This is a genomic window from Ruegeria sp. BH6, assembly GCF_056538105.1.
Map to the genome: position 1 here is coordinate 13,827 of NZ_JBQFSR010000006.1, position 12,994 is coordinate 26,820.

Consider the following 12,994-nt stretch of genomic DNA (forward strand, 5'->3'; position numbering starts at 1 on the left):
CTTCGCTTACGGGACCAGCTGGCCGGTTCTTTTCCGCGATGTATAGGGCGAGAGCGCTTTCAGCTTCTCTGCGGTCTCTTGTGCCCGTTGAACACTCCCCGCGTCCAGTGTCGCGGATTTGATAGATGCCCGTGTCTTTACGGCGGTAGAGACGGGGGCCTTTTGCGTGTTGCGGCATGCGTTGATGATCTCCTGTAGGTCGTTTGGATCGATTTTTCTGCGGTTTCCAAAAACAATGAGCAATCCGAGTTCATCAGCCACTCTTTGGACCACAGCTTTAGGTGCGCCGAGACGTTTGGCGGCGGCCGTGATTGTGATGGTTAGTTCGTCGTATTCAGAATTGGCCAAGGCAAAAACCTTCGTGTGTTCAGCATGACTGGAAGCCCGAAAGGACTATTTTGGCTGTTTCAAAATCGCCAAAATATCATGTAACCCACGAAGATATATAAATTATGGTTACGCATAGATGCTTTTTACAGCGAGGAATCATGTTGCGCAACAACTTTTTTATACGTACCCATAGAAGGACGGAGGTCAGCCATGTTATTCATGCTTTTGGGTTTTACAGTTTCGATATCTGAAGAGTTGCAAAGATTCTTAGAAGCGGGACAGCTGTCGTTCGATGAATTGGAAGTTCTCTTGCGCAGGTGCAGAGACGAACGACCAGATATGACTGTGGGAGCGCTACATACATTCATCCACATCGCTCGCGCGGCGAAGCCGGGCAAAGAGAATGCACCGACCATCGCGCAAATTGCGGATGATTTAGAGCTAAGCTATCCAACAGCTGCTAGGCACTGTGACATCCTTAGTTCGGGTGTCAGAGGGAAGTCGGGATTGAATTGGGTGCGGAAAGAACCGGTAACAGGGACCCGGCAAAAGAGACTTTACCTGACACAAATGGGTGTCCAAGTGCTGGAAGAAGTTGCTGGAACTAAAGGCTTTGAATTCTCCCAGAATAGCGCTATCGAGCATCAGCAAATGCCCTAAAACCATAGTGTTTCTCTTTCGAGGAATGTCGACGATGAACTGGTTTCCTAGAAGTCTTTTTGGGTCACAGGATTACCAGCCTTGACGGAATTTCTGCCGTGGGCCCGGGAGGCCAAGAACGACCAACCTCAGGCAGTTTTTGAAACGCTATTGATCAGGAGATTGGATATATCTTCGAATAGCAAGAAGTTGTGTCGAGGATTAGGACTGGCTCAAAAGTATCCGTTGAACTTGGTAGGACGAAACTTTTGTTCAAAACAAAACAGTTGACTCATTGTATGTCCTGAGCGCTATGATTGCTTAATCTGCACCAAGGTTTTTTTGGTCCTAGTTTTCTACGCCATATTCTTAATATATTGTTGAGAGGTTGGTCATTAAATGCGATTTTTTTCTACTGCTTTCAATTTCGTAGCTCTTGCGCTTTCGGCTGCGTGCACTTCGCCAATTATACCGCCTCCGCAACCCAAAGTCGAAACTTCTATCGTCACGAAGTCTGAAACTGAATGTGATTTGCTGGCTTTGGCTGCATCGATGTCATCCAAAAACAAAGGTGCTATTCTCAGCGGTTGCCCGGGAAAGTACCAAAAATACTCTGTAACTAAGGCGGAACAAAATCGCTTTGCTGAGACCGCTGCAAATACAAACATACCGAGTTCAGTTAGCGCTCAAGGGTTAGAGTATGAACGCCTATTTGTATACTTGATGCTGCGTGGTGTTTCTCCAAGCGTTGCCCTCGACCTCACAACAAGTCCAGCATTTGCAGAATTTGCAGCCGAAAGGCAAAGGACAGGATATGCATAACCTTCCAAATTGCTTACCAAATATTTCACGTAGGGAATTTCTAGTCGGAGTCTCTGGTCTATGTCTCTGCTCCACTATTCCAAGTCGAGTTCTTTCGCTAAACGACACTGAAGGAGCATATGTGTGTTCAACACATGTTCCACCTCTTGAAGGTGAACTGAATCTTCAAGCAAATGCAGGAGACGACGAAGAGATTGATCTTCTTCGCCAAGAAGATGAAGAACTGGATCTCAGTTTGCAAGGTGCAGCACGGAGTAAACTAAAGTGGAGAGTTGGGGATGGCCAACCCGCTCCTCAAGGTATAATTAGACTTGGGATCGGGTTTGTTGGCGCCCCGCCCGACGCGTGGAAAAATGAAGTCATTAAGCGCGCCAATAACTGGTTGCCGGCCGGTTCGAATATCGCCAAGAAGATCAAATTTGATTTTTCAGTTCCATTAAATAATTGCGATATAAGGGTAAGACAAACTGGAATAGACGGACTCGCTCCATCAAATCTTTCCAAACTCGGTCGTCTTGCTCGAAACAGTCGGTTATCCGATGGCAAATCCACGATGTACATTTACAATATAGATTCGGTTGAGCACGAATTTGGCCACGCTCTTTGTCTCACCCACGAGCATTTCAATAACCGTTTACCGGTTACGATAGATAAAGAGGCCGCGGTAAGCTACTACAAAAAATATCACGGATGGACGAGGCAACAGGTTTTGAACAACTTGTTTCAAACTGCCGAGCGTTGTGTAGGTGACCGCGGATGGAATGCCAAATCAGTCATGGGATATTACATTCCGAAAGAGATTACAGTTGAAAAAGTGGCAATTTACAAAAATGAAGGAATTAATCGAAGGGACAGAAATTGCTTGGATGCCGTGTACCGAGTCTAATACTATGCGCCACCCTAACCCTTGCCAGTGCTGTCTTTGGTCAGGAAACTAGCACAAACAAAGCGGCTGGCGTGGTGGCTATCCACGCAGGGATAGCACCTTATTCAGAGGGGTTTATAGGTAGTGGATTTTTGATTGGTGAAGGGTGGGTAGCGACTGCAAAGCATGTGGTCGATGCAATTGATGGCGACTTTTTTGTCACCATTGCCACTGTTGTTCCTACCTCCAACGAAATGCAGGTCACGACAAAGGTGCATTGCCCTGCGAAGGATGGTGATAATGATGTAGATATTTGTTTTTTTGAGTTGGACAGAAATGACGACTTGTTGCGGCGAGATTTTGCCAAACCATTTCAAGTGATCTGTCCGCCAGAGAGCCAAGAGATTCAAGGTGTCAATACACTAGGTTTTATTGGTGCCGCTAATGAGATACATGGGCCACTCTTTGGGAAAATCGTGAACCAAGAAGGAAGGGGGAAAATAGAAGGGGTTACCCACTACAATTTAATTCATACTGATGCTCCAACAAGTGATGGCATGAGCGGAGGTCCGGTCTATTTACCTGGTACTAGGCGCGTTATTGGCGTTCACTCTGCATTCGGCAGGAACAACCAGTTAGTTACTCCCTTTAGGAAACTTAAATTGCCATTTGAGGGCATACTTGGAGGAGTTCCACTTTGTGAGGGAAGCGTTGCCCCTGTGCAAAGCCTGAAAATTGAGGATTTCTGTTTGGATTTCCTAGCGGAAGCTGGCGTTGATTGCAGCATTGTCCCTAGCGAAAACACTGGAGTTACGGAATCTGATCTCACTTTGCTTGGTGATATTTGGATCGCACTTCAGGCTGAGCATGGCGCCGGAATATGTAGAGATGAACGAAGAGTCCTGCTATGTTTAGAGGTAATTGATACTGAGTTAATCGCCATGAAGGAAAATGGTTCTGGAGGGTCTCTACTGGACTTAACTGAGTTTATTCGCAGCCTGCGAGAGCTCGAGAGTGCATTTGAACTACTGAGAAGCTCCGGCTTTCGGGCTAAATCCTTGGATCAATTAGCAATTAATTACAGCCACCTAAAGTTTGATTCTATTGCTTTTAGTAGTTTCTTCGATAGCGACAACGCGCTGGAAACCTTTCTGCGTTCTGCCGGGCTTGACAACCTTCCGATTTCCTCCGCTTTCTTTAAATCATATCCACATTATCGTGATGGTCGTATTGCAGTGCATCAAGGGCGACTATCGGATGGGTTGGATGAATTTATTAAAGTCGATGATCCGCCCGAGTTTTTTCAGCTTTATCTTGATCCACTGATATTGAACTTAAGAATTCAAACAGGGCGGGTTGACGCACAAAAAGCAGAGGATGGCTTTTTAAAATACTCTTCTGAAGTAGGCGATTCAGATTTCTTTTCAGCCGCGCTGATTGGCAATACGGCGATATTCTTCTTGGAAAGGTTCTCCGGAAATGCGGATGAAGCGGCCGTATCCCTTGTAGTAAGGCGTGCAACTAGACTTTGGGAAATTGCTGGCAGGTCCCCCTCCAAAGACATATTGGGGGCTGATATTCAACTTGCGAGGTTTTTTCGTGCGTCTAAGAAAACTCATGAAGCGACAGAAATTTTTGAAGCCACCTTTGAAAAGGTTTTCAAAAGTGACGATAGCGTTAGGGATAATATTTTAGCAGCAGTAAGCGCACTACATTATATCGCGACGGACAATAAATACAGCACGTTTCGTTTTGATTCAGAGACTTACTTTGAAGATTTAAAAGTGACCTCAAGAGTGCGGCACAATTTTGCATGCGCACTTTGGAACCATCCAGACTTCGACGGTATTCCACCGGAGTTCAAAAGAGCGTTTAATGACGCTGTACGTGAAATACACGATGAGTTGAAGAACAAATTGGAGTGCAGACTATGAAATTAGCCTTTTTTTCAATAACTGTTTCGATTGTTGCAAGTACGAGTTGGGCAATTCATCCTGACTGCGTGTATGGTCCCCCGCCACTAATGGCCATTTCCGACAGTTTGGACACACAAGTTGATCGAGATTTCTTAACCGACTGTCTAACAAAGGCGGGGATGAGTGAGCAAAAGGGTGTGGTTGACGTAGTTGTTGGCGCACAACCAGTTGTAGACGGTTTGTTTAAGAAAGGGTCAATAGATGGAGTCGTAGTTGGCTATGACAGTGGCTCGAATAGCCTTGCGGTTGTTACCCAGCGAAAGTTCATTTCTGCTCATGACCAAGAGGTTCTTGAGCACATCAGGGCAGATGGGTTGTATGCTCAGGATCAGCGGGTGTCGGAACTCAGGCGAATTGAAGCAGGCTTGGAACCCCAGGTAGCAGGTAATTATGCCGTAAACCTCGATGGTAGCATTGAGAGCTTTGCGTTTGATTATCAGGATGAAAATTTCATTGGTGCTTTGGGAAAAAACCCCGAACTACCAGCGGTTTCTAGAATCCTAGCTGTTGACTGCAACTAATCTTCATTTGGAGTTTATGATATGAATGTTGTTCGAAACCTTGGGTTTATTGTTGTCCTTTCGGCCTGTCAGGTTGATCCGGGGACCGTTACAAGAGTTGCTTGTGGTTTTGCGGATGTACTTGTTCAAGAAACTGAATTGGGAAAAATTGCGACGGCCGTCGCCGGGGATGAATCTATAGGCCAAAAGGTCTGCGAGGCAGTAATAGGTGAGGTAGCTGACGGCGAAGCAACGCCTGTTGAATTTGAGCCAGGTAATCTAACTCTCAACCTGCCTGACGGGCAAACCGCAATCGTAGAGCTGGTTCCAGTAAACAACTAGCGCCTTAGAAATGTCAGTGAGCGGCTAAATGCTGCCAATCCAACTTAATCGCCTTTCTCTATATCAAGACGGAACTGAGCCTTGATGCGATAGACAGTTGAAAGATGTATGCCTGCAAGTTTCGCGACCTGCGCAGGCTTGAGGCCACTTTCTAACATTTGGCATATCTCCTTGCGGTTATCCGTTGGTGGTCGCCCACGGTAGCGTCCAGCCTTTTTGGCTTTCTCGATGCCTTCGCGCTGACGCTGCAAGATTAGTGCTCGTTCAAATTCTGATATCGCACCGAGAACTTGGAGCATTAAGCGCCCTGTGAAATCGGTGTCCGCACTGCTGAAGTTCAGGCCCTCTTTAATGAAGTGAATCGAGGCCCCACGGTTCGCAATCTCGTCAACAATGTCGGTGAGGTCCCGTAGTGATCTGGCTAATCGGTCGATTGACCAAACGAACACTTCGTCCCCGGCGCGTGTTCGTTTCAGCATTTCAGCAAGTTGTGGTCGGTCCATTCGACATTTGCCGCTGGATTTCTCTTCGTAGATGTCGTCTATGCTGATGTCTGACGGAAGTTCCTGTCGGTCAGTTCTCTGTTCTGCGGTTGATACTCTTCGGTATCCTAGTTTTGCCATTGGTCAGGTCGCTCCCTTTCGCGAATGAACTTTAGAGATAAACGCGAAAGGTTGTTCTCAGATTAATTTGAACCCAAATGCGAAAATCACACCTAGCTTTTCTTGGGGCCACGGCTTTCGCGGTTGGGCCTACTCAAATAGGAAGGCTATCCACGCCTGATCCGGTAGATCATGGCGGGATCAACTTTGATCCGCTGACCGAACTGCGGCCCAGAAATCTTGTTGGTGGTGAGGTAATCATCCGGCGTCACAATATGTATATGCATAATATGCATGTTTCGGAAGCACCCAAAGCAGTGCAATTAACTATTTCCCCTTCAATCTCATTGCATTTCGTGCATTTTTGACGAGGCGCGGATGTTCTGGGGGTTTTAGTGCTTCACGACGATCTCAAAAAAGCGAGGCTGGATGCGGGCCTGACAACGGCTCAGGCCGCTGAGAAGCTTGGTATCAACCAAAGCTCGTTGAGCCGCATAGAGACCGGGGACACTGCCGTATCCTCGCAGCGACTGATTGATTTGGCACGGCTTTATGGGGTGTCGCCATCCAAGCTTCTGGATGGCGCTGTTGTCAATGCACTTGCCGAGGAAGACCTGCACCGTCTGGGTCAGGTCATCACTTTCGTTGAAGATGTCCTTCAGGGCCAAGAAACCCGGCCATCACCAGAAACCATACGCGATACCATTCTGGCTATCTTTCGTCAGGAATCTGAGGCCGCATGGGAAACCGGAGCCGATTTCAATCCGGCACGATACCGCGACCTCATAAGTATTTTGACCAAGAGAGTTTCATGATGAACGAAAGTGTAGCGTTCGTCAGAACGCAGTTTTTAAAGATGATGACCCTTTGCCTAGTCAGCTCGCGGTGGAGTCTTGCTGGAGGTGACAAATGAAGATCATCGACAACTCCTCCACACTTTTGGGCGACGAGTTGCGTGGAAACTTGGGGCCTGGGTCTCGCCTGAAGATCGCGGCATCGTGCTTTTCCATTTATGCATTTGAAGCGCTGAAAGCCGAACTGTCGAAAGTTGAGGCTGTTCAATTCGTCTTTACCACTCCAACTTTTGTACCGAGTGAAGTGACGGACAAAATCCGTAAGGAACGCAGAGAGTTCTTCATTCCCAAAGAGGCCGGTGAAAACTCTGTCTACGGAACAGAATTTGAAATCCAGTTACGGAACAAACTCAATCAACGTGCAATCGCACGGGAATGCGCAGACTGGATAAGAAAAAAAGCAACTTTCAAGTCCAACACCACCAAGGCAGAAATGCAGCAATTCATTCATGCCGGAACGGATAACGCTGCAACTTCCTATATGCCGATTAGCGGCTTTACAGCACCTGACCTTGGATACCAGCAAGGCAACACTGTCTCGAACTTTGTCACAGAGTTCGATGAACCCGCCCACACGAACATGTACTTGCAATTGTTCAACGAGATTTGGAGCGACGCCGAAAAGGTTCGCGACGTCACGAGTTCGATCTGTGATTACATCGAGTCTGTCTATCAGGAAAACTCCCCCGAAAGAATTTACTTCCTGATGCTCTACAACATCTTCAGCGACTTTCTTGATGAAGTTGATGAGGACGTGCTTCCAAATGACTTAACTGGGTACAAGGATAGTCTGGTTTGGAACAAGCTGTTTAATTATCAGCGCGACGCCGCCACAGGCATCATTAACAAGTTGGAAACGCACAATGGGTGTATCCTGGCGGATAGCGTTGGCCTTGGAAAAACCTTTACCGCTCTGGCGGTGGTCAAATACTACGAACTTCGAAACAGAGCGGTCTTGGTTCTTTGTCCAAAGAAGCTTGCTGACAACTGGCGTAACTACAACACGAACCTTAAGACCAATCTCTTCGCCAAAGATCGTTTCAATTACGATGTGCTTTGCCACACTGACTTGTCGCGTACATCGGGCGAGAGTTTTGGAATTCCTCTCAATCGCGTTAACTGGGGCAACTACGATCTTGTTGTGATCGATGAGAGCCACAACTTCCGAAACAACGATGTCTACAAGGATCGCGAAACGCGATACCAGCGTTTGATGAGCATGGTTGTCAAAGACGGTGTGAAGACTAAGGTCCTCATGCTGTCGGCGACGCCTGTGAACAACCGGTTCACTGATCTTCGAAACCAATTGGCTCTCGCATACGAGGGGCAATCTGAAACTCTGAGCAAGAACCTAAAGACCAAGAACAGCGTTGAAGAAATCTTCAAGAGGGCACAACGTGCCTTCAACAATTGGGCTGACCTTCCGCCAGAAGATAGAACCGCTGCGTCTATCCTGAAGTCGCTGGATTTCGACTTCTTTGAGCTTTTGGATGCTGTCACAATCGCCCGCTCCCGCAAGCACATCACCACGTTCTATGACACCAAGGATATTGGTCAGTTCCCAACACGCCTGAAGCCGAAGTCCTTTCACTGTCCCATTACAGACCGTGACGATGTATTGGGCTTGAATGATATCTTCACGCAATTGTCGGTGCTCAAACTCGCTGTGTATGCCCCTATCAGCTACATCCTGCCAAGCCGAATGGCCAAGTATGAGGAAATGTACGACACAGCTGTGGAAGGCGGGCGTGGCAAACTTCGCCAACTTGATCGCGAACGCAGCCTTCAAGCTCTGATGACCACCAATCTGCTCAAGCGGCTAGAAAGTTCAGTTGAAGCATTCCGGCTGACCCTCAAAGCTCTGGCAGGCAACATCAGCAGAACACTGACAGCCATCGATGACTTTGAAGACATCGGTGGCGTTGGAGAACTCGCTGATCCAATGGTCGATGTTGAAGTCATTGATTCAGATGATGATGACCTGAACGGGTTTGATGAGTTTACCGTTGGCAAAAAGGTCAAAATCAGCCTAGGCGACATGGACCTTCCGTCATGGAAGCATGACCTCCAAGCTGACAAGTTTTTGATCGATGAACTAATAGCCTCCATGGAAAAGGTTACGCCGGAGGACGACACCAAACTCCAGCATCTCAAACAACTGATCGAAGAAAAACTCGACAACCCGCTTAATCCCGGCAACAAAAAGGTAATCGTCTTCACGGCTTTCGCAGATACTGCAAACTACCTGTTCAAGAACATCGCTCCAGCCGTATTGGAGGATCGAGGCTTGCACACGGGGCGGGTCACAGGATCAGACGGACCCAAAACAACTCTCGCCAAAAGTTACGATTTCCAATCCGTTCTGACGCTGTTCTCTCCGCGTTCAAAGGAAAAGTCACTCATCATGCCAGATGACCCGTCTGAGCTTGATGTGCTGATCGGGACGGATTGTATCTCTGAGGGTCAGAACCTTCAGGACTGTGATTTCCTCATCAACTACGACATCCACTGGAACCCTGTTCGGGTAATCCAGAGATTTGGCCGTATCGACCGAATTGGTTCGCCGAACTCCCAAATCCAACTTGTGAACTACTGGCCGGATATTTCTCTGGATCAGTACATCAATCTGAAGGAACGGGTTGAGAACCGGATGATCATCACGGACATCACAGCGACCGGCGATGACAACGTTCTTACTGCCAAAAGCACGGACATCGCCTACCGCAAAGACCAACTCAAGCGACTACAGGATGAAGTTATTGAGCTTGAAGATGTCAAAACGGGCGTGTCGATAACCGACCTAGGTTTGAACGACTTCCGAATGGACTTGCTCAACTACATCAAAGTGAATGGTGATCTGGCTCGGGTGCCCAATGGTATGCATGCCGTGATCCCCGCTCGTCCCGACCTCGGTTTGCAGCCGGGCGTGATCTTCGCTCTTCGCAACATCCACGACACGGTGAATGTCAACCAACAGAATCGGCTGCATCCTTACTATCTCACCTATATCGGCAACGACGGTGAGATCATTGCCGATCATACAGAGGTGAAACGCCTCCTCGACCTCATCCGCTCAAGCTGCAAGGGGCATAACGAACCCATCCAGGCGGTTTGCAAGTTGTTCAACGACACGACCAACGACGGGCGAAACATGGATGCTTACTCAGAACTTCTGAGCGAGGCGATCAGGTCCATGATCGAAGTGAAAGAAGAGAAAGATATCGATAGCCTGTTCTCGGGTGGAAAGACTTCTGCCCTTGTTCACACCATCGCCGGTCTCGATGATTTTGAGCTTATCGCGTTCCTCGTCGTCCAGGATGCGGGGGAAGAGTAGATGCTATTTGCCTACCCCCAAGCCGCCAAATTCGGCAGGGTGATACCCAAGAACAAAATCTATGAACACACAGACGCCAGGTCAGCCCTGAAGGAGCGGTTCGTGGCTGAGGTGGACCAGATCACCTGGGCCTACAAGCTTGCCCCTGAGACGGTCAATCTGGGCGGCTCTGACGCTGTTCCAGAGATACAGGTCTTTCAGGTTAAGCAACGTGGCGACTCGCTCAGTGAGGATGTGCTTCGAGCCATGGATCGGGCTATTCCGTTCCCGATTCTCTTTGAGCTTGTGTCAGGTGCCAAACGTCGGACTGTCGCGGCCTTCAAACGGCCTAATGAGGGCGGAAATTCCAAATGGGTTGTGAGCGACTATTTCTGGTCGAATTGGCAGGAGGATGAGGTCCAACGGGTGCCACTTCCTGTCGCCCTCGATCTGCCGGGGCTTTATGACAAAATCCTGACCGCCTTCATGCCGGTTTCCCCGCAACAAGAAGAAGACATCCAAGCCCGTGTTGATCGCGTTGAAGCGATCCGAGCCAAGGAGAAGGAAGTCACCAGGATCAAGACGAGACTGGCGAAAGAGAAGCAATTCAACCGCAGGGTCGAGATCAACAAGACCCTGCGAGCTGCACAACAAGAACTGGCCGCGATGCAATCAAGCGTGGCTACCGAGGTTTGAGAGAAGACAATGGATAAATTGAAGATGCACAGCCCTGACATTACTCAGGAAAACATCCAGAAAATTCGGGAGTTGTTCCCTGGATGTGTGACCGAGGCAAACGACCATCAAGGAAACCTCACATTTGCTGTAGACTTTGATCAACTTAGACAGGAGCTGTCTGACAGCATCGTAGAGGGGCCGCAGGAACGCTATCACCTGAACTGGCCGGGCAAACGTGAGGCCCTGATGACTGCCAACGCTCCCATCGCCAAAACCCTGCGCCCAGTACGGGAGGAAAGCGTTAGTTTCGACACTACCCAGAATATTTTCATCGAAGGCGACAACCTTGAGGCGTTGAAGCTGTTGCAAGAGAGTTATTTGGGTAAAATCAAAGTTATCTACATTGATCCCCCATATAACACGGGCAACGACTTTGTTTACGATGATGATTTTGCGGAAAGCAATACGGGCTTTTTGGAAAGGTCGAACCAGAAGGATGATGACGGCAATCGACTAGTGGCGAACACTACCGCAAATGGTCGGTTTCATTCAGATTGGCTTACGATGATGTACTCTCGACTAAAGCTAGCGAGAAACCTGTTAACCGATGACGGAATAATATTCATAAGCATTGACGACAACGAAGAGCACAATGTCAGGAAGCTTTGTGATGAGGTTTTTGGCGCTGACAATTTGATTGGCCCAATAATTCACAACAAACTTAATTCCAAGAATGACGCGGTGAACGTTCAGCGCAATCATGAGTACATCGTGTGCTACCGAAAATCCACGCGGTACATTTCCGCGACCAAAATTGAAGCATCCTTGGAAAAGCGGCAGGTCGAAGAGACGGAAGTCTTTCGAGATGGCAACGACTATTTCATACTCAACGATCCAATTACTACAAGGGGTGATGGCGGAACTCTGAACAAGCGAAAGAACCTCGGCTATACCGTCTATTACAACCCCCAAACCTCCGACTTCGCTGGCGTGAAAGACTACGATGTAGAATTGGCACTGACATCCAATGACGAGGCGGAAGTCTATGACGATGATCTGGAGCTCATTGGAAAAGGATATCTAAAAATCAGACCTCCGAAAGTACGGGGAAAACTTGGAGCTTGGACTTGGGATCTTGATAAATTCAACAACAGCAAGCGAGAGATACTGATTAAGGAAACGAAAAACGGTTTCCAGGTTAGGAAAAGAACTTTCCTGACCGAGCCAGATGTCGAAGAAAGGGATGGCCGATACTTCGTTACTCACACGAAATACTCCAACAGCAGAAGCATTCTCGACTTCTCAACCAACGAAGGAACGACGCAGCTTTCTGATTTGCTTGGGCATGACGGCGTTTTTGACAATCCGAAAAATGTTAATTTGGTCAAATATTTGATCGGCCTTTTGCCACAAGAGGACTTCATTGCTCTCGACTTCTTTGCTGGTTCAGGCGTGACTGCGGATGCCGTGATGCAGCTCAATGCCGAATCTGGCGGCAAACGCAGGTTTGTCGTCGTCCAACTTCCTGAAGTAACCGACGAGGACTCGGTAGCCCGCGAAGTCGGCTTTGATACCATCGCTGAAATCTCCAAAGAACGCATCCGGTGCTCGGGTCAGAAAATCCTCGGAGGGGAGTGTCACCCCAATTGGAACAAGGATGTCGGCTTCCGTGTGCTCAAGATCGACAGTTCGAACATGGCCGACGTGTTTTATACACCAGATCAGACAAGCCAAACCGACTTGCTGGATGCGGTGTCCAATGTTAGGCCCAACCGAACTGCCGAGGATTTACTCTTTCAAGTCCTAATAGACTGGGGCGTCGATTTGACTCTGCCAATATCTTCGGAGTCGATCCAAGGTAAACAGGTTTTCTTTGTTGATGAGAACGCCCTGGTGGCCTGCTTCGATACTGGCACTACGGAGGAACTGGTAACTGAACTAGCCAAGCGTGAACCCCTCCGCGTGGTGTTCCGCGACAATGGGTTCATCAGCGACTCCGCCAAAATAAATTTTGAGCAAATCTTCAAGCAGCTTTCGCCGATGACAGACGTGAAAGCGATTTGAGGGGCGTGA

At 48.2% G+C, this 12,994-nt stretch carries 12 protein-coding genes; 10 read left to right on the forward strand and 2 right to left on the reverse strand.

The features are described from left to right. Positions 1 to 6: 6 nt before the first annotated feature. Positions 7 to 348, reverse strand: coding sequence for a hypothetical protein (locus ACR0B8_RS13410; RefSeq protein WP_480658766.1), 342 nt, complete (start codon positions 346 to 348; stop codon positions 7 to 9). A 192-nt stretch (positions 349 to 540) separates the two neighbouring features. Between ACR0B8_RS13410 and ACR0B8_RS13415 the strand changes: the two genes are divergently transcribed. The 6 genes from ACR0B8_RS13415 (at position 541) to ACR0B8_RS13440 (ending at position 5,474) form a co-directional block, all read left to right on the forward strand. Beyond that, entirely contained in the window at positions 541 to 990 is a 450-nt protein-coding gene (locus tag ACR0B8_RS13415) for a hypothetical protein (protein WP_480658765.1), read from the forward strand. Positions 991 to 1,368: 378 nt separating this feature from the next. Continuing rightward, positions 1,369 to 1,791 (forward strand): hypothetical protein, encoded by a 423-nt coding sequence (locus tag ACR0B8_RS13420; protein WP_480658763.1) that lies wholly within the window; start codon positions 1,369 to 1,371, stop codon positions 1,789 to 1,791. A gap of 121 nt (positions 1,792 to 1,912) precedes the next feature. Further along, positions 1,913 to 2,677, forward strand: coding sequence for a zinc metalloprotease (locus ACR0B8_RS13425; protein WP_480658761.1), 765 nt, complete (start codon positions 1,913 to 1,915; stop codon positions 2,675 to 2,677). Between the two features lie 74 nt (positions 2,678 to 2,751). After that, positions 2,752 to 4,590 (forward strand): trypsin-like serine peptidase, encoded by a 1,839-nt coding sequence (locus tag ACR0B8_RS13430; protein ID WP_480658759.1) that lies wholly within the window; start codon positions 2,752 to 2,754, stop codon positions 4,588 to 4,590. Further along, positions 4,587 to 5,153, forward strand: a complete 567-nt coding sequence (locus ACR0B8_RS13435; protein WP_480658758.1) for a hypothetical protein — start codon at positions 4,587 to 4,589, stop codon at positions 5,151 to 5,153. The genes ACR0B8_RS13430 and ACR0B8_RS13435 overlap by 4 nt, the downstream gene beginning before the upstream one ends. A 21-nt stretch (positions 5,154 to 5,174) precedes the next feature. Next, positions 5,175 to 5,474: a hypothetical protein gene (locus tag ACR0B8_RS13440; protein ID WP_480658756.1), complete on the forward strand. Its 300-nt coding sequence runs from the start codon at positions 5,175 to 5,177 to the stop codon at positions 5,472 to 5,474. 44 nt (positions 5,475 to 5,518) lie between these two features. On the opposite strand, the gene ACR0B8_RS13445 is transcribed toward ACR0B8_RS13440, so the two are convergent. Beyond that, complete coding sequence (locus ACR0B8_RS13445) at positions 5,519 to 6,097, reverse strand: recombinase family protein (protein ID WP_480658754.1); 579 nt, start codon at positions 6,095 to 6,097, stop codon at positions 5,519 to 5,521. A 374-nt stretch (positions 6,098 to 6,471) separates the two neighbouring features. Between ACR0B8_RS13445 and ACR0B8_RS13450 the strand changes: the two genes are divergently transcribed. The 4 genes from ACR0B8_RS13450 to ACR0B8_RS13465 all read left to right on the forward strand — a co-directional run bounded on the left by ACR0B8_RS13450 (position 6,472) and on the right by ACR0B8_RS13465 (position 12,985). Beyond that, positions 6,472 to 6,891 carry a helix-turn-helix domain-containing protein gene (locus ACR0B8_RS13450; RefSeq protein WP_480658752.1) on the forward strand — a complete coding sequence of 140 codons (420 nt, stop codon included), beginning with the start codon at positions 6,472 to 6,474 and terminating at the stop codon, positions 6,889 to 6,891. 94 nt (positions 6,892 to 6,985) lie between these two features. Then, positions 6,986 to 10,264: a helicase-related protein gene (locus ACR0B8_RS13455; protein ID WP_480658750.1), complete on the forward strand. Its 3,279-nt coding sequence runs from the start codon at positions 6,986 to 6,988 to the stop codon at positions 10,262 to 10,264. Continuing rightward, positions 10,265 to 10,939 (forward strand): DUF4391 domain-containing protein, encoded by a 675-nt coding sequence (locus tag ACR0B8_RS13460; protein WP_480658749.1) that lies wholly within the window; start codon positions 10,265 to 10,267, stop codon positions 10,937 to 10,939. It abuts the gene before it with no gap. A 9-nt stretch (positions 10,940 to 10,948) separates the two neighbouring features. Then, positions 10,949 to 12,985 (forward strand): site-specific DNA-methyltransferase, encoded by a 2,037-nt coding sequence (locus ACR0B8_RS13465; RefSeq protein ID WP_480658747.1) that lies wholly within the window; start codon positions 10,949 to 10,951, stop codon positions 12,983 to 12,985. Positions 12,986 to 12,994 lie beyond the last annotated feature (9 nt).